The sequence below is a fragment of the Nonomuraea helvata genome (assembly GCF_039535785.1).
GTDB lineage: Bacteria > Actinomycetota > Actinomycetes > Streptosporangiales > Streptosporangiaceae > Nonomuraea > Nonomuraea helvata.
In genome coordinates this window covers 460544-476536 of record NZ_BAAAXV010000009.1, presented here as the reverse complement: position 1 = coordinate 476536, position 15993 = coordinate 460544, and the positions used below count along the sequence as shown (strand labels likewise).

The window sequence follows — 15993 nt, the reverse complement described above, 5'->3', positions numbered from 1 at the left end:
GAGCCCGCCCCGAGCGGTCCTCGCTGTCGCTCGGGCTGCCCTCCCTCAGGCGGCCTTCGGCCGCGCTATCGCCCAAGGCCGCCCTGTCGCCCGAGGAGATCGGCGGCCCACTCTTCATCGCCGGAACGGCCAGGAACCAAGGCAGGTTCTATCCCAGGTTCGACCATGTCATCTTGTTCAGCGCACCCCTTGAGGTGATGCTCGAGCGCATCGCCACCCGTGAAACCAACCCGTTCGGCAAGACCCTCGACGAACGCGAGAGGATCATCAAAGACACGGCCGAGGTCGAGCCGCTGCTCCGCGCATCGGCGACGATGGAAATCGACACACGTCAGCCGCTCGCCGACACTGTAAGGCAGTTGAGGGATCTCATCGGCCAGGTCAAGACCGGCAAGTCCGCGGCATGTGAGTAAATGTGCAGGACCTGCTGGATCGCTGACCTGGTCACGTGGGGCGGCATAGGGCGCGTTCGGCGGCGTCGGCCAGCAAAGTGGCGACGGCGTCGGTCGGCAGTGACCGTCCGCTGAACAGCAGGTCGAAGGCGTCGAAGCTGGTGTGAAGCCAGAGCAGGTGACCGGCGTGGTCCACGGTGACCTCGTCGCGGAGCGCGCCTTGATCGTGGAGGCGTCGGGCCAGATCGTTCATGCCTTGGGCGCGGCCGTCCTCCAGGCGGCGTACGGTGCCGCCGACGGCGTCGGCGTCGAGTTGCGCCATGGAGAACAGGGTGCGTAGTACGTCGCGGTGCGCGGCGTACATGTGCACGTTTCCGGTGATCCCGTCGCGAAGTCCGCGCCGGGCGTCAGGTTGCAGTACGGCGTTGACCATGTCGGCGAAGCCTCCGCGGTGGAGCAGGTCCATGCCGAGCGCATCGAACAGCCCCGCCCGTGATCCGAACACGGTGTAGATCGTCGAGCGGGACACTTCGGCGAGCTTGGCCACCGTGTCCATGCCGACCTGCTCTGAGGGGGCCTCGATCAAGCACTGGTAGACGGCGTCCAGGATGCGCCGCCGGGTCTGGTCGGCGGCCTTGGCCCGTAGCCGCTGCTCGTATTTGCGGGTGGGAGGCATGCATAGGAGCCTACCACTTCACTTGACAGTATGTTCATCGAAATACATCATGTCCATCGAAAGACATGCTGTCCGATGAAATATGGCATGAGCCCGTCCTGCCTTCGGGAGTCCCTCCATGCGCGTGATGATCACCTACACCGTTCGGTCCGAACTGGTCGACCACAGCCTCGAGCTGCTTCGACAGGTCTATGCGGACCTGGAACGCTACCGACCGCCACGGCTGCGTTATGAGACCTTCCGTTTGGAGGGCACCGGCCAGTTCATGGCCATCATCGAGTCCGACGGCGGTCCGGCCGAAGCCGCCCACCACCACCTGCCCTCCTTCCGGCGCTACCGGGCCGCGCTGAACGAGATCTGTGCCCAACCGCCGACCGTGAACCACCTGGAGCACGCCGGCGCCTACCAGTCCCGGTGAAGCCGCTCCACCACCAGCCCATGGAGACCTTGATGATCCGCATCGCCCTTGTCGTCGGCAGTACCCGCCCCGGCCGTCGCGGCACCGCCGTGGCCCGCTGGGTCCTGGACACGGCCGCCACCCACCCAGCCGTCGCGGGTGGCCGCGCCGTCCTCGACCTCCTCGACGTGGCCGACTTCCAATTGCCGCTGCTGGACGAGCCGGTCCCGGCCGCCTTCGGCGCCTACACCCGCCCGCACACCCGCCGCTGGGCAGCGGCGGTCGCGGCGTTCGACGCGTTCGTGTTCGTCACCCCCGAGTACAACCACTCCTTTCCTGCCGCGCTGAAGAACGCCCTGGACTACCTGTACGCCGAATGGCAGGACAAGGCCGCCGGGTTCGTCGGCTACGGCACCAGCGGCGGCACCCGCGCCGTGGAACAGCTACGCCAGGTCATGGGAGAGCTGAGAATCGCTGACGTGCCCACCCAGGTCGCGCTGTCGATGTTCGCCGACTTCACCTTCACCGACCCGACCGACCCGACCCAGCCGGGCACCTGTACTCCCGCCCCGCACCACGCCGACGCGTTGAGCCGGATGCTGGAGGAGATCATCGCCTGGTCTGCGGCGCTGGCACCGCTGCGTGCCCAAGCCCAGCCGCTGCCCGCCTGACCCCTGACACTCGAACGGAAACGGAGCGGCCGAGGACTACATCAACCACCACCCCTATCTCCATGACGGAAGGAGATCGATCTCCGGAACCCACACCCGCGCGTCGGACGGCGCCGGCAAGGCCGGCGTACGTAGCTGTCGTAGAAACGTACGCAGCAGTGGTCGCGGATTGTGCCGGTGCCAGACCACCGACCAGGGCATGAGCGGTGTCGGATCGACGATCGGGATGCGCCGCAGGCCGCTGTCCCCTGGGTCGATGCTCATCTCGCCCAGCCCCACCGCCGCCTTCTCCGCCAGGAACTGCTCCACCAGGTGCCGCTGGCCGATCGCCGGGGCGTTGAACCGCAACGGCACGTCGAAGCGGGCGGCCAGCCGTTCGAGATAGCGGCGCCACTCCACCGCGCCTGCCGGGTCGGGCATCGCGATGCCCGACTCCCGCAGATCGGCCGGTCGCAGGACGTCCCTGTCCGCCAGCCGATGGTCCTCAGGCACGAACGCGTGCAACGGTTCCAGATGTACGAGCCGGTAGGCCAGGTCGGTGGGCCAGGGCGCCGGTGTGTCGTGCACCCGGCCGAAGGCGGCGTCGATCTCCTGACGCCGCAACGCGGGCAGCGCCACCGAGAGTCCCTGCCGCATACTCAGCTCGACCCGTATCCGGGGGTCGAGTTCGCTCGCGCGGCGGACGATCCGCAACGGTGTGAATCGCTCGTCGTAGACATCAACCCGCAGCGGCTCGTCGGCCGGGCGCACCACCAGGACCGCCAGGTCGAAGGCGGACACCGCCTCGACGGCGTGCGGCAGCAGCCGCCGTCCCGCGTCGGTCAGTTCCACGGCGCGGGTGGTCCGCGCGAACAGCGGCGCCGCCAGTGCCACCTCCAGCCGGCGGATCCGTTTGGACAGCGCCTGCTGGCTGATGAACAGCCGCTCGCCGGCCCGCCCGAAGTGCAGTTCCTGCGCGGTGATGATGAACGCGCGCAAACCTTCGATGTCCGCCTCCATCTGCTGAGCGTGGATTCACCACCGTTGGTTGTCAATTCGGCCCCTATCGCTGTTGGACACCCCCGCCCCGTGGCGGGTTGGCTGGCTTCTGCTGAAAGGGGCCATGACATGAAAACGGTGGAGATCCGTCCCGACCTGTGGCTGCTCATGCTGGAGTTCGGCCAGTCCTATCTGTGGAACGACGCAGGCGCGCTCACCCTCGTCGACACCGGCATCGCCACCTCCGGCGGGGAGATCGCGGCCGCGATCGAGGAGCTCGGCCACCGCAAGAGCGACGTCAAGCGTGTGGTGCTCACCCATTTCCACGAGGACCACTGCGGCGGGGCAGCCGAGATCAGCGGCTGGGGAGAGGTGACTGTGCTGGCCCTCCGACTGGAGGCCGCGGTGATCCGGGGTGAGCAGCCCGCTCCGCCGCCGAACCTCACCGAGCAGGAGCGCGCCCTGCACCGCAGTCTCGGTGCCCACCTGCTGCCGGCCGCACCTGCCTGCCGGGTGGACGGCGAGCTGGAGGACGGCGACACGATCGACTTCGGCGGCGGAGCACAGGTGATTCACACCCCCGGCCACACCGACGGCAGCATCGCCCTCCACCTGCCCCGCGCCGGCGTACTGTTCACCGGGGACACGGTCGCGCACGTCAACGGGCAAGTCATGCCCGGGGTGTTCAATCTCGACACGGCGCAGATGCTTCGCTCCTTCCGCCGGCTCGCGGAGATCGACGTGTCGCTGGCATGCGTCGGCCACGGTGAACCCGTCCACAACGCCCACGCCGCCCTGGCCGCGGCGGTGGCCACCACCGGCTGAGTGCGTGCCGCGGTCACGGGATCGCCCCGGACCACGGCACGCTTACCTCCCGGGCGGTCGCGCTCGGAGACGAGGATCTCGTCCACAGGGCTCTCGCCACCGAGGCGGCTGGGGATACAGCCCGTCCCGAGCGGTCCTCGCTGTCGCTCAGGTGCCCTCCCTCGGACGGCCTTCGGCCGCCCTGTCGCCCGAGGAGACCGGCGGCCAGTGGGCGGGTCGTGATGGTGCCGCCGTCCTGCGCACGTTCGGCTGGGATCCCGCTCATGTTCTGGCTGCGCTGACCCGCTCAAGGGCATCGGCGGCATCGGTGCAGTGAGGCGAGTTCGGTGAACACCCGCGCAGCGCGAGCGAACAGGCCTCTTGCGGTCTCCTCGTAACCGCCGTCCACGGTCGGCCGGAGGGCGAAGAACTGGCCGCGCCAAAGGTGTGATTTCGCAGGCTGAGTCCGTTGCACGGCGGTAGAAGAGTGGTCCCGCCCGATCCGCCTATCCGTTCACGCGGCGATGTATCGTTCCCGTGCCGTGCCGTGGAGGTGTCCCGGCGGGAGCTTGCGGCCGTAGGCGGCCAGCAGGAGGTCCTGGGCGGCGCCGGTCAGGGGTGTGCCGGTGCCGAAGGACCAGTCGAGGTCGTCGGCGCGCAGTTCGACGCCGTCGAGATCGGCTCCGAAGAATTTGAGGGTCCGGGGAGTGACGTGCTCCAGGAGGAGGCGCACACGGTCTTCCGGGACGCGGCGTTCGATGCCGAGGGCGACGGTGATGTCCAGGCCGTGGATCACGTCGTGGCCCAGGGCGGCCGTGATGCCGCCGACCGGTGGTTTCCAGGGATGGTCTGCGTTGTCGCGGATCGCGCTGACCAACTCGGCCGTGGACAGGACGGCCGCGTCCTGGCGGGCTCGCCGGTCTGCCATCCGGTTGACGTCACCCCGCGCCTTGATGAGTTCGAGCACCATCCTGGGCAGCGTGTAGCGGAACCCCATCGACATGTGAGTCGCGACCTCTCGTACGCGCCATCCGGCGCACAAGGTCGGTGCGTCCCACTGGGCGGGTGCCAGGCTGTCCAGCATCGCCGCCAGTTCCCGGCGTTCGGTCGCGATTGCGGTGGTGATGTCCATGGTTGCGCTCTTTCTTGGGAGTTCAGTGCACCTACTGGCCGCTCCGTGATCGGTTGGCTCGCCACGATCAGCGGTGGCCAGGACCAGGTCGGCGGTTGCTCAGCCATCGAGGAGGAAGGTCAGCGCGTCTGACGCGAACCGCATCACGCCGTCCGTTCTGCCAGGTGGAGGGCGGCGGTCAAAACGGCACCCAGCTGGACGGCGACCAGTTTGCGCAACTCGACCGGCGGGCCGGGAGGGTCCGCTTCGGCCTGGCCGCACCACGTCTCAAAGCGCTCGACGAGCAGGCGTCGTTGCTCGCGGATGGCCGGAGTCAGGTTGCCCGCGGCGATCTCCGCGTCGAGCATGCGCAGGAATGTCCCGAGCAGGCGCAGCCGCATCAGGTGCAGCATCTGGCGGTTGCCGAACTCCTCGGCGACCGTGGCCGGGCGGTTCGGACCGGGCATGGTCTCTTCCAGTTCGCCGAGCTTGCGGAAGGTCTCCATGGTGTTCTCGGTCGAGCGGCGGAACGGCGAGCGCACAGTAAGGTCGCCGGCGACAGCCCGCATGCCCGCCTGGATGGTGTCGATCAGCGCACGCCGGGCCGCTGCTCCCTCGGCGAGGACCTGCCCGTAGGTGCGGCCGGTCGGGCTCTGGTCGGCCACGCGTTCGTCGGCCCACGTCGGCACCTCGGTGACCATGTGGAGCGCGCCGAAAGCGGCCGCATAGTCGGCGCTGCTGCCGCCCGCGCCAAAGGCCTTGCCCACCTGCGATCCGGGCGGGGTCAGGTAGACAGCGGGGACAATCGGTTCGGCGCCGGGCAGTTCCGGCTCGCCGTGGTGCAGGGAGAGGCCTTCCAGGCCGGGCAGGGCGGCCAGCCGCTGCGCCAGCGTCGCATCGTGACGGTCGAGGTAGAAGAACGCACCCTGGTACTCACCGTTGTGCAGCGAGCAGACCAGCGACGGGCGGACCTCGTCCATGAGGCGCATCAGCGCCTGTGTTTCCGGCAGTGGGCGGTCGAAGCAGTAGTCCCCTGTGGTCAGGGGGAAGGTCCATTCGACTTGGTCGGCCAGGTCGGGGCGGTAGAAGTGCTTGGCGTAGGCGCGGCGGTCGCCGGGCCTGCCGTACCAGCCCTCGTTCAGCCGGGCCCCGTCCGGATCCGCGCACGCCACGACGTGCCAGCGAAGGCCCAGCTTTGCCTGCAGTTTCGAGTCCTCGCAGAGCAGTTTGATCAACGTAAGGGCGGTCAAGGCCCCGACGGGCTCGTTGGGATGCGGCCCGGCGATGACCACCGCGTCCGCCGGCCCGTCGCCGACCGTGACAGCGTGCAGCGGCTCGCCCAGCCGCGAGGCGCCGATGCGGCGCGACCGCACAAGATCGGGATGGGCGGCTGCCAGTTCCTGCAGCTCGGCCTGGAGCGCGTCGACGGCCGGGAACACGGCACAGCCGGGGACACGGTTCATGTAATCAGCAACATTCATAACGAGATTACGGTAATAATAAGATTATGCGAAAGACAAGGGCTGAGGCCAAGGAGCACAACCGGCGGGCCCTGCTGGCCGCCGCGCGCCTGATCGTCGCCCGCGACGGCCACCGGGCCAAGCTGGAGGAGATCGCCGAGCAAGCCGGCCTGACCACCGGCGCCGTCTATTCACTGTTCGGTAGCAAAAACGGACTGCTCGTCGCCCTGGTCACCGACTATCTCGGTCCGCACTACGACGGCATTGAGCAGGCCGTCCCCGCCGGCATGGGCCTGATCGAGGCGGTGGAGGTCTTCGCCCGCCATTACCGCCGCCTGTGCGACGAGCCCGACGCGCTGCGGCACCTGTCGTTCGAGATCAGCCTGCAGGACCTGGCCCTGCGCGACCCCGAACTGGCCCCCAGGCTCGCCGCCTCCGTCCGGGCACACGAGGAGCGCCTGACCGCGCTGCTGACCGGCAGGCTCCAGGACGGGAACGCACTCACACCGCGCCAGGCGCAACGGCTGGCCACGGCGCTGCGCGCACTCCTGGTCGGCCTCAGCCAAGGTGTCATCCTCGGCCTCGCCGACGCCGCCCCCGGCGACTATTTCGCCGCCACCGCCCGCGCCCTGATCACCCCGGACGTGCTCGGACCGCCCTGACTTCTCCGCCCGAAGCGCGGGGAGCGGTCCGACGTAGCCGTGCCACCGATCACGCCGGCTGCTCGCACTCTGTCCTCGTCCCCTGCAACGGTCCCTCCGGTGGCAGCGCCCGACTCGGGCAGCGCCGCCGCGCCCAGCGGTCTGTCGAGATGTTCGGCGCCTTCTTCGGTGGGCGCGACATCGCCCTGGTCCGGCGGTAGATGATCCAGTCAGACCGCGTTCTGCTCGTCCAGGTCCAGGGGCTTGCTCGTGTCGAGCTCCAACTGGCCGTACAAGTGTGGACAGATGGTGGTCGCACAGATAGTCTCTGCGGAGATTAACTGGCCGGTTGAAAGGACGTCCCCCATGTGGACCTATGAGCACAGTGTCGAGACCAGCGCGAGCCCCGAGGCGATCTGGCAGAGGTGGGCGGATATAGCCGACTGGGGGTCCTGGAACACCGACATCGAGGACATCCAGATCAGCGGCCCGTTCGCCGCGGGCACCGAGATCACGATGACACCGCGCGGGCAGGACCCGGTGCGGCTGCGCATCGCCGAGGCGACCGTCAACGAACTGTTCGTCGACGAGGCCGACATCGACGGCCTGCTCCTTCGTACCGTCCACCGACTCGACTGCATCGACCAGCACCGCACACGAGTCGTGTACCGGATGGAGATCACCGGCCCCGCGGCCGACGAGATCGGCCCGCACATCGGCCCGGCCGTCACCGCCGATTGGCCTGAAACCATGGCAGCTCTGGTCAAGGTGGCGCAGGGCTGATGGCCCTCAACCCCGGCGACAGCCCCGGATTCCTGCTCTGGCACGCTACCCTGCGCTGGCAGCGCGACATCACCGCCGCCCTCAGCCCTCTTGGCCTGACCCATGTCCAGTTCGTCCTGCTCGCCTGCGCCTGGTGGCTCAACACTCACGGGGAGCAGCCCAACCAGCTGGTCCTGGCCCGTCAGGCCGGGACCGACGTCAAGATGACCTCCCAGGTGCTGCGTGCCCTCGAAGCCAAAGGTCTGGTCGAACGCGAGGTCGACCTCGCCGACACCCGCGCCAAACGGGTGCGTGTCACCGATGCCGGCGCCGAGCTGGCTCCGCGTGCCATCGCCGCCGTCGAGAGCGTCGACGCGTCCTTCTTCCAGCCGGTGGCACGTGACGACGCGTTGGCCTTGCTCAGCCGCCTGGCTCATCCGGACTCCTGAGGTCCCGAGCGCGCGGGCTCGTGCGCGCACACGACGCGCACGAGCCGCACCTCATCCTGAGATCATCCGGAGGTCATCGGGAGATCAGCTGAAGAGCCCGGAGAACATCCACCCCGGCGTGCCGGGAATCGGTCTGACGGGCTCGTGGAACGTCTGGACCTCGGCAGGCGGGACGGCCGGGCATCGGGCGCCCGGCGACGGCAGGGTCCGCGAGATCAGGTAGGCGTCGACGGCCTCGGTGACGCACGTACCGCGGCGGTAGGCGATGTGGCCCCAGCCCTCGTACGTGAGCAGCCGGCCCGAACGGCCCAGCTGGCCGGCGGTGCTCAGTGCCCACGGGTACGTGGTGGCCGGGTCGTGCAGGGAGTTGACCACCAGCACCGGCGTGTCCGTACGGACCTTCAGGCGATGCTGTGGGTTGGGGATCGGATCAGGCTGTCCGAGGCACGAGACGACCGGGCCGAGCGCCAGAGAGCTGTAACGCATGTCGGGCGCGATCTTCGCCAGCCGGCGCAGGTGCCTGGCGTACTCCTTGTAGTCGCGGACGGGCAGCCGGAAGTCCAGGCAGAAGATCTGGAACGGGTTGGGGCTGACCTCCTGCGTGGTGCCGACTGCCGTGGTGCCGACTGCCATGGGCAGAGCACCGGGGCTCGGCGCGCGGCCGCTGTCGAGATCGGCGAGCAGTTGCGAGAACGGCTGCCAGTTGGCCGGATCGTAGAAGTGGCCCCTGGCGGTGCTGATGAGCATGAACGCGGTCACCTGCGTGCCGGGCTCTCCCGGCATGGGCAACTCCCCGCGGTCGGCGCGGGCCAGCAGGCCTCTCCAGAACGCACGGACGTCCTTCCCGTGCTGCAGGCAGCGGCTGTCCCGGTCGCACCAGGCCACGAACTCGTTGAACGCGTCCTGCGCACCCCAGGTCTCGGTGTCCATGAACGCCTGCGTGCCCAGACTGTGGTCCATCGTGCTGTCGAGGACGAAGGCGCGGACCCGCTGCGGGTAGCGCTCGGCGTACAGCTGGCCGAGGAGGGTGCCGTAGGAACCGCCGTAGAAGGTCAGCTTCTCCTCGCCGAGCGCGGCGCGGAAGGCGTCGAGGTCGGCCGCGGTGCTGAGGGAGTCGACGTGGTCGAACAGCGGGCCGGTGCGGGCCCTGCAGTCGGCACGCAGGCGCTCGTTGTAGTCCAGTGCCCGGTCGAAGTCGGCCTGGCTCTTGAAGATCGGTTCCGGGGCCTGCGTGAGCAGGTCGGTGGAGCAGACCACGGGGTGGCTGCGGTTCGTGCCGCGCGGGTCGAGGCCGACGATGTCGAAGCGGCGCAGGACCTCGGGGGTGAGCATCCGTGTGCTCTGGAGGACCAGGTTCACCCCCGAGCCGCCGGGGCCGCCCGCCCCGAGGACGAGCGAGCCGATCCTGGCGGCCGGATCGGCGGCCTTGCGGCGAGCGACGCCCACGTCGAATGTGCCGCTCGCCGGCCGGCTCCAGTCGACAGGTACGGCGAGCGTCCCGCATTCGACGGCCGGGTCTTCCTGGCAGGGTGTCCAGGAGATCGTGTCCGAGGCGGCCGGCGCCGTGGCTGAGGCCACCGGGGTGAGAAGGGCGAGAGGGGCTATGAGCCCGAACAGTAATGCGGAGAATCTTCGCATGAACTGATCTTCAACCGGCTCCGAGCGGCTGAAAATCGGGCGGAAGTATGGATTGGCGGGTCCTTCGGGAGGATGACGGGAGTGGGCCTATGGTCCTAACCGCACCGCCTGCGAACCGAGGAGAATCCACCGGACGAGCAGTAGCCGCCATCCCTTAGCGATGCTAAGTTCACCTTAGCGTCGCTAAGGAGGTAGCTGGTGATCAAGGTGATGACGGCCGACGGCACCGAGGCGCAGGCTGTTGACGACGGACGGGGCCCGATCGTGCTCGTTCTCCACCCCGGCCTCGACGACGGCTCGTCCTGGCGGGACGTGGCCGCCCGGCTCACCACGCGCCACCGGGTCGTGCGGCTGCACCGCCGCCGGTACCGGCTCGATCTCGGCGGCGCGTCCTGCACGGTCGCTCAGGAGGTCGAGCACGTCCTGGCGGTGGTGGCGGCGCTGGGCGGCGGGCCGATGGTGCTCGTCGGGCACTCCTCGGGTGCCGTGATCGCGCTGGAGACCCTGGTGGCCGACCCGTCGGCGTTCGCGGGGGCGGTCCTGTACGAGCCGCCCACGGTGATCGGGGCGCCGCTCGGCGGGCCGCACGGTGAGGTTCACGAGCGGGCCAGGGCGGCGATCGCGGCGGGTCGGCCGGGGAAGGCGTTGAGTGTTTTCCTGCGGGGCTCCGTGCGGGTTCCCGCGTGGGTGGCGTTCCTGGCCGGGGTGTTCGTGACGGTGGTGCCGAGGATGCGGGCGCTCGTTCCGTCGCAGATCGAGGACAACGCGGGCATGGACTCGCTCGGGGTGCGGCTCGACGCCTACTCGGGGATCGAGGTGCCCACCGTGCTGCTCGGTGGTGATCGCAGTCCGGCGCATCTCGGTGAGCGGCTCGACGCGCTGGAGCGGGTGATGCCGCAGGTGGAGCGGGTGGTGCTGCGCGGGCAGGGGCACGCCGCCCAGGCCAAGGATCCCGGCCGGGTCGCCGCTGTCATCGACGCCTTCGCCGCCAAGGTGCTCGACCAACCCGGCCGTTGAGGTGCCGAAGTCGCCGCGTCCCTGCCGGCCGTTGAGGTGCCGAAGTCGCCGCGTCCCTGCCGGCCGTTGAGGGGTCGAAGTCGCCGAGCCCTCGCCGGCCGCTGAGGCTCCCCGGTCAGTTCCGCCGGGCCCCCCGGTGAAGCCGCAGCAGCGCGCGCAGGGCCGCCAGGGTGGACCGGGTGAGCCGGGTGTCCCCGTGGGTGGCGGTCCAGCCTGAATGATCCCGCTGGAACGACCACCCTGGGAACTCCCGCGTAGCCTCCTGGAGCAGTCGTTCCATGACGAAATCGGCACTCGGCGCACTGGTCATGAGCGCAGCGTGTCACTCCGGACCCGTTCCGTGACGAACTCGAGCAAGAGATCTCCCTGTTCGTCGAGGCCGAACTCCTAGTTCGCGATTAGTTCGCGATGTCGTGGCGTTCGGCGAGCTGACGGACCTCCGGCGCCCACGACGGCCGCGCCCGCCGGGCCAGCGAGCGCACCATCTCCCGCAGCAGGAGCTTGTGGTCCAGCTCCTCGGGGGACTCGCGCTCGATCCGCAGCAGGTGGAGCAGGCTGGCGGCGTCGTCGCCCACGTCCTCGCAGGCGCGGGCCACCTGGCTCAGGTGCGCGGTGCGCCGCTCGACGGAGGGCGTGCGCCGCAGGTCGATGTCGTCGGCGATCTGCAGCACCGCCTCCGGGCGGCCGGTGTCGCTCTCGATGCTGGCCATGTGGATGGCGACGTTGGTGGGTCCGAAGAAGGCCAGGTCGTAGACGCCGGACGCGTCATCCACGCGCTGCGCCAGCTGCGCCGCGGTCCCGCGTATGCGCTCCCTGGCCTCGTCGTCGTTGCCCCCGCGGGCCGCGCTGACCGCGGCGAGCAGGTGCAGCGCGCCGAGCGCCTTGATGTGGCGGTCGTCGCCGTCGGCGACGTGCGGCTCCAGGATCTCGAGGCCGCGCCGGGCGACGTCGTACGCGATCTGGTGCATGTCATCAGAAAGCATCGACTGTCCCAGATTCCAGTACGCCCACGCGCGGATCAGCGGATCCGCCGTCTCCTCCGCGAAGCGCATGGCCCGGTCGGCCGCGAGGTGCGCGAGGTCCACTCGCCGCAGGTGCTTGAGCACGCCCCTGGCCAGCATGTACGCGTCCGACGCCACGTTGTGCGCCTGCGGCGTGCCCTCGAGCGCGAGGTTCTCGGCGTCACTGATCAGGGACGGCAGGGCCGACATCAGGATCGAGTAGCGGCGCGTCGAGGTGAACCAGGCGTTGCGCGCCGACGCCACCCGTTCGGCGAGCTGGTCGGCGTCGGGCGGCTCGATGTCGGGCGCCAGCGAGCGGCACGTGAACAGGGCGCGCTCGATGTCGCTGATCTGCGGCCTGCTGGGCTCGTGGGAGTCGCGCGGCGCCTCTCCCAGGAGCACGGCCGTGCGCACGCCCAGCACTTTGGCTATCTCACGGAGGAGGGGGAGCGAGGGTGTCCGCTTGCCGTGCTCGATCAGCTCGATGTGCCTGGGGGTGCAGCCGGACTGGGTCGCCAGCGCGGTGGTGCTCATGCCTCTTCGTTCGCGCTGGAGCCGGATCATCTGCCCGGTGCTGATTTCGGCCATGGGCGTGGCGCCTCCTGGGTCGGTCCCGACGTCACATCAGGCTAGGGCTCCAGAAGATCGCCTGCCATGGATTCAGCCCTGCTCAGGGGAGCTGCCGCGGCCCGCATGGTGCTCCAGCAGGCGGGCCAGGAATCCCGAGAATTGCTCGCGTTCCGGTCGGCTCAAAGGGGCCAGAACCTCGTCCTGAAGTTCCGCGATGAGCTCCTGGAGTCGTCGTACCTGACCGAGGCCCTCCGGTGTGAGGGTGATGACGTTGCGGCGGCGGTCGGCGGGGTCCGGGGCGCGCTCCACGAACCCGCGCTCCGCCAGCTCGTTGATGACGGTGACCAGGTCGCTGCGGTAGATGCCGGTGCGCTTGCTCAGCTCGGCCTGGCTCGCCGGGCCGGCCTCGTGGAGCGCGACGAGCGCAGCGTAGTGCCACTTGCGGGCGTCGGCGCGGGCGAGACCCTCGGTCACCAGCCGGTCGGTGTGCATCGCGACCCCCGCCAGCATCCTGCTCGGCAGGCGGCGCAGCGAGGCCGGAGTGGCGGGTGTGTCGTCCCTCATGTCCCCGATCCTAGCCGGTTGCGTTAGTGCCACTAACGATGTACTTTTGTTAGTGCGACGAACGTTAGTAAGACTTACGAAATGAGAGATCATCATGCCTGAGATCGGCGTGCTCGACTCGACCATGTACTACGAGGACTCCCGCGGCTCCGGCCTGCCTTTCGTGTTCCTGCACGGGAATCCGGCCTCCTCCCACGCGTGGCGCAAGGTGCTGGCGGAGATGGAGGGCCGGCTGCTGGCTCCCGACCTCATCGGCATGGGGCGCTCCGGGAAGCCGGGCATCCCGTACCGGTTCGGTGACCATGCCCGCTACCTCGACGCCTGGTTCGACGCGCTCGGGCTGGACGAGGTGGTGCTGGTGGGGCACGACTGGGGTGGCGCGCTCGGGTTCGACTGGGCGGCCCGGCATCCGGAGCGGGTGCGTGGCGTGGCGCTCATGGAGACCTTCGTCCGCCCGATGAGCTGGGACGACCTGGGCGAAGCCCCGCGCGCCCGCGCCGAGTTGATCAGGAGCGCCAAGGGTGAGTCGCTGGTGCTCGATCAGAACTTCCTCGTGGAGACCGCGTTCACGGGTGGGGTGCTGATGAGCTTGAGCGAGGAGGAGCGGCAGCCGTACCTGGCACCGTACCCCACCAGGGAGAGCCGGCGGCCGCTGCTGGAGTGGGCGCGGTCGGTGCCGCTCGACGGCGAGCCCGCCGACGTGGCCGAGCGGCTGGAGGGCTACGGGAAGTGGCTGGCCGGCAGCGTCGAGGTGCCCAAGCTGCTGCTCACCTTCGACTCCTCACCGACGTTGCTGATCGGAGAGGAGCTGGCGGCCTGGTGCGCCGAGAACATCGCCGCCTTGGAGATCGAGCACTGCGGCCCGGCCGGCCACCACGCCCAGGAGGACCGCCCCGAGGCCATCGCGGCCGCGCTCAAGGCCTGGGCGGTCCGTCAGGGGTTGCGGGAGATGCGGAAGGGCTGATCGGCGGTAGCGGCGGCCGACGCGTGAGAGGACCTCGCTCAGCGGTAGCGGCGGCGGCCGACGTGGGCGAGGACCTCGCGGAGCGCGTCGGCCGCCTCGCGCACGACCTCGTCCGGGATCCCGGCCGCCACGTCGCCATGGGCCCTCCCGGCGGCCTCCATCGCGGCGTCCGTCACCCGCCGTCCCTCGTCCGTGAGCTGGACCCAGCGGCTGCGCGCGTCACCCGGGTTGGCCTCGCGTTCGACGTATCCCGCCGCCGTCAGGCGCTGCAGCACGTTGCTGATCCCGCCGGAGGTGTAGAACAGCGCCTTCGTCAGCTCGCTCGGCTTCATCCGGTGCGGCGGCTCCGCCCGGCTCAGCGCGGCCAGCACGTCGAACTCGGCGTACGTCAGCCCCAGCTCGGCCAGCTCGGCCTTGACCGCCTGCTCGAAGGCCAGATGGAGCCGCGACATCCGCTTGCCCAGCTCCAGGGCGGCGATGAGGGACGGCGACAGCCCTGCTTGCTCCCACCGAGGGACCATCGCGTCGATCTCATCGGGTTTCACGCCATCGAGCATACCGAGCAGCAGATTGCTTTTAAGAAAGCTTTTCTCTAAGCTTTTGGCCATGACATCGACCACCCTGATCAAGAACGGCGTCGTCGTCGACACCGAGCCCGAGCCCGTCGTGCTGGGCCGGGTGGACGTGCGCATCGAGCACGGCGTCATCGTCGAAGTGGGTCCCGGCCTGCCCGAGGTCCCAGGGGCGGAGGTGATCGACGCGACGGGGCGGATCGTGCTCCCCGGCTTCGTGGACACCCACCGCCACACCTGGCAGGCCGGCATCAGGGCCGTCGCGCCCGACATCGCGTTCGACGGCTACCTGCGCCGGATCCTCAACGAGCTCGCGCCCCGCTATCGCCCCGAGGACGTCTACGCGGGCAACCTGGCGGGCGCGCTGGAGTGCCTGGACGCTGGCGTCACCACGCTGCTCGACTGGTCGCACATCCAGTTCAGCCCCGGCCACACCGACGCCACCGTGCGGGCGCTGCGCGAGTCCGGCATCAGGGCCGTGTTCGGCTACTGCCACGGCGGTGACCCCGCAGAGCTGGCCAAGGAGACCCGGAGGGTGCGCGAGCTGCTCTCCGGCGAGTCCGGGCTGGTCACGATGGCGTTCGCCGCCCTCGGCCCGGAGATCGCGGGGGAGGAGCGGGCGCTGGAGGAGTGGCGCGTGGCCGCCGAGCTCGGCCTGCCGGTCACCGCCCATCTGGGCGGCCACGGCCCCGAGAGCGCCGCCCGGGGGCTCGCGTTCCTGGAGTCGAACGGGCTGCTCGCCACCCCGACGACCTTCGTGCACGCGCTGCACTACACCGACGAGGAGCTCAAGCGCATCGCCGCCGCCGGCGGCACCGCCTCGTTCGCCCCCGTGGACGAGATGAACCTCGGGCTCGGCTACCCGGCCGCGGGCCGTGCCAGGGCGGCGGGGGTCCCGGCGGGCCTCGGCGCCGACACGGTGGTGTGCTCGCCCGGCGACATGTTCAGCCTGATGCGGACCGTCCACCTGCTCGAACGCGGCCGCCCCGACGGCGCGGGCATGGGCTTCACCACCCGCGACGCGCTGCGCATGGCCACGATCGAGGGCGCCGAGGTGCTCGGCCTGGCGGACGTCATCGGTTCGCTGCGGCCGGGCAAGCAGGCCGACCTGGTGCTGCTGCGTACGGACACCCTCGGCATGGCCGCCGCCCACGACCCGATCGGCGCCGTCGTGCTGAACGCCGACACCGGCTCGGTGGACACCGTTCTGGTCGCGGGGCGTGTGGTCAAGCGTGGCGGGCAGTTGCTCCACCACGACCTGGCGGCGGTCGTCACGGCTCTTACAGAATCGGCGGGTGCGGTCGTGGATTCGTGATCGCCGGGTAG

The 15993-nt window shown here is 69.7% G+C and carries 19 protein-coding genes; 10 read left to right on the top strand and 9 right to left on the bottom strand.

Annotated features, from left to right (window positions below; genetic code table 11):
• The first annotated feature begins 173 nt into the window (after positions 1–173).
• Positions 174–413, top strand: coding sequence for a hypothetical protein (locus tag ABD830_RS34805; RefSeq protein WP_344997286.1), 240 nt, complete (start codon positions 174–176; stop codon positions 411–413).
• 31 nt (positions 414–444) lie between these two features.
• Here ABD830_RS34805 and ABD830_RS34800 read toward each other — a convergent pair whose 3' ends face one another.
• The gene (locus tag ABD830_RS34800; protein WP_344997284.1) at positions 445–1068 is read right to left on the bottom strand and encodes a TetR/AcrR family transcriptional regulator; all 624 of its coding nucleotides are present in this window, start codon (positions 1066–1068) and stop codon (positions 445–447) included.
• 118 nt (positions 1069–1186) lie between these two features.
• Between ABD830_RS34800 and ABD830_RS34795 the strand changes: the two genes are divergently transcribed.
• Complete coding sequence (locus ABD830_RS34795; RefSeq protein ID WP_344997282.1) at positions 1187–1486, top strand: hypothetical protein; 300 nt, start codon at positions 1187–1189, stop codon at positions 1484–1486.
• A 32-nt stretch (positions 1487–1518) separates the two neighbouring features.
• On the top strand, positions 1519–2136 hold the full coding sequence (locus ABD830_RS34790) for an NADPH-dependent FMN reductase (protein WP_344997280.1): 618 nt from the start codon (positions 1519–1521) through the stop codon (positions 2134–2136).
• Positions 2137–2190: 54 nt separating this feature from the next.
• Here the strand turns inward: ABD830_RS34790 and ABD830_RS34785 are convergent, their stop codons facing one another.
• A complete protein-coding gene (locus ABD830_RS34785; RefSeq protein ID WP_344997278.1) occupies positions 2191–3135 on the bottom strand; it encodes a LysR family transcriptional regulator in 945 nt (314 codons plus the stop codon).
• Between the two features lie 108 nt (positions 3136–3243).
• Here ABD830_RS34785 and ABD830_RS34780 point away from each other — a divergent pair, with 108 nt between their 5' ends.
• Positions 3244–3939, top strand: a complete 696-nt coding sequence (locus tag ABD830_RS34780) for an MBL fold metallo-hydrolase (RefSeq protein ID WP_344997276.1) — start codon at positions 3244–3246, stop codon at positions 3937–3939.
• 493 nt (positions 3940–4432) lie between these two features.
• Here ABD830_RS34780 and ABD830_RS34775 read toward each other — a convergent pair whose 3' ends face one another.
• Together ABD830_RS34775 and ABD830_RS34770 are read right to left on the bottom strand one after the other, a co-directional pair.
• Positions 4433–5050, bottom strand: a complete 618-nt coding sequence (locus tag ABD830_RS34775; RefSeq protein WP_344997274.1) for a maleylpyruvate isomerase family mycothiol-dependent enzyme — start codon at positions 5048–5050, stop codon at positions 4433–4435.
• Between the two features lie 143 nt (positions 5051–5193).
• The gene (locus ABD830_RS34770; RefSeq protein WP_344997272.1) at positions 5194–6492 is read right to left on the bottom strand and encodes a M14 family zinc carboxypeptidase; all 1299 of its coding nucleotides are present in this window, start codon (positions 6490–6492) and stop codon (positions 5194–5196) included.
• Positions 6493–6536: 44 nt separating this feature from the next.
• Between ABD830_RS34770 and ABD830_RS34765 the strand changes: the two genes are divergently transcribed.
• From ABD830_RS34765 to ABD830_RS34755, 3 genes are all read left to right on the top strand, one after another.
• Positions 6537–7151 (top strand): TetR/AcrR family transcriptional regulator, encoded by a 615-nt coding sequence (locus ABD830_RS34765; RefSeq protein ID WP_344997270.1) that lies wholly within the window; start codon positions 6537–6539, stop codon positions 7149–7151.
• Positions 7152–7496: 345 nt separating this feature from the next.
• Positions 7497–7913 carry an SRPBCC family protein gene (locus tag ABD830_RS34760; protein WP_344997268.1) on the top strand — a complete coding sequence of 139 codons (417 nt, stop codon included), beginning with the start codon at positions 7497–7499 and terminating at the stop codon, positions 7911–7913.
• Positions 7913–8341: a MarR family winged helix-turn-helix transcriptional regulator gene (locus ABD830_RS34755; RefSeq protein WP_344997266.1), complete on the top strand. Its 429-nt coding sequence runs from the start codon at positions 7913–7915 to the stop codon at positions 8339–8341. Before ABD830_RS34760 ends, ABD830_RS34755 begins: the two co-directional genes overlap by 1 nt.
• An 84-nt stretch (positions 8342–8425) precedes the next feature.
• Here ABD830_RS34755 and ABD830_RS34750 read toward each other — a convergent pair whose 3' ends face one another.
• A complete protein-coding gene (locus ABD830_RS34750) occupies positions 8426–9979 on the bottom strand; it encodes an alpha/beta hydrolase (RefSeq protein ID WP_344997264.1) in 1554 nt (517 codons plus the stop codon).
• Positions 9980–10177: 198 nt separating this feature from the next.
• Between ABD830_RS34750 and ABD830_RS34745 the strand changes: the two genes are divergently transcribed.
• Positions 10178–10996: an alpha/beta fold hydrolase gene (locus ABD830_RS34745; protein ID WP_344997262.1), complete on the top strand. Its 819-nt coding sequence runs from the start codon at positions 10178–10180 to the stop codon at positions 10994–10996.
• A gap of 115 nt (positions 10997–11111) precedes the next feature.
• Here ABD830_RS34745 and ABD830_RS34740 read toward each other — a convergent pair whose 3' ends face one another.
• The 3 genes from ABD830_RS34740 to ABD830_RS34730 all read right to left on the bottom strand — a co-directional run bounded on the left by ABD830_RS34740 (position 11112) and on the right by ABD830_RS34730 (position 13131).
• Positions 11112–11306: a hypothetical protein gene (locus ABD830_RS34740; RefSeq protein ID WP_344997260.1), complete on the bottom strand. Its 195-nt coding sequence runs from the start codon at positions 11304–11306 to the stop codon at positions 11112–11114.
• An 88-nt stretch (positions 11307–11394) separates the two neighbouring features.
• Complete coding sequence (locus ABD830_RS34735) at positions 11395–12585, bottom strand: helix-turn-helix domain-containing protein (RefSeq protein WP_344997258.1); 1191 nt, start codon at positions 12583–12585, stop codon at positions 11395–11397.
• 72 nt (positions 12586–12657) lie between these two features.
• On the bottom strand, positions 12658–13131 hold the full coding sequence (locus tag ABD830_RS34730; protein WP_344997256.1) for a MarR family winged helix-turn-helix transcriptional regulator: 474 nt from the start codon (positions 13129–13131) through the stop codon (positions 12658–12660).
• A 94-nt stretch (positions 13132–13225) separates the two neighbouring features.
• On the opposite strand from ABD830_RS34730, the gene ABD830_RS34725 reads away from it, so the two are divergent.
• A complete protein-coding gene (locus ABD830_RS34725; RefSeq protein WP_344997254.1) occupies positions 13226–14095 on the top strand; it encodes a haloalkane dehalogenase in 870 nt (289 codons plus the stop codon).
• Positions 14096–14133: 38 nt separating this feature from the next.
• On the opposite strand, the gene ABD830_RS34720 is transcribed toward ABD830_RS34725, so the two are convergent.
• Positions 14134–14640 (bottom strand): MarR family winged helix-turn-helix transcriptional regulator, encoded by a 507-nt coding sequence (locus tag ABD830_RS34720; RefSeq protein WP_344997252.1) that lies wholly within the window; start codon positions 14638–14640, stop codon positions 14134–14136.
• 61 nt (positions 14641–14701) lie between these two features.
• Between ABD830_RS34720 and ABD830_RS34715 the strand changes: the two genes are divergently transcribed.
• Positions 14702–15982: an amidohydrolase family protein gene (locus tag ABD830_RS34715; protein WP_344997250.1), complete on the top strand. Its 1281-nt coding sequence runs from the start codon at positions 14702–14704 to the stop codon at positions 15980–15982.
• The last annotated feature ends 11 nt before the right edge of the window (positions 15983–15993 follow it).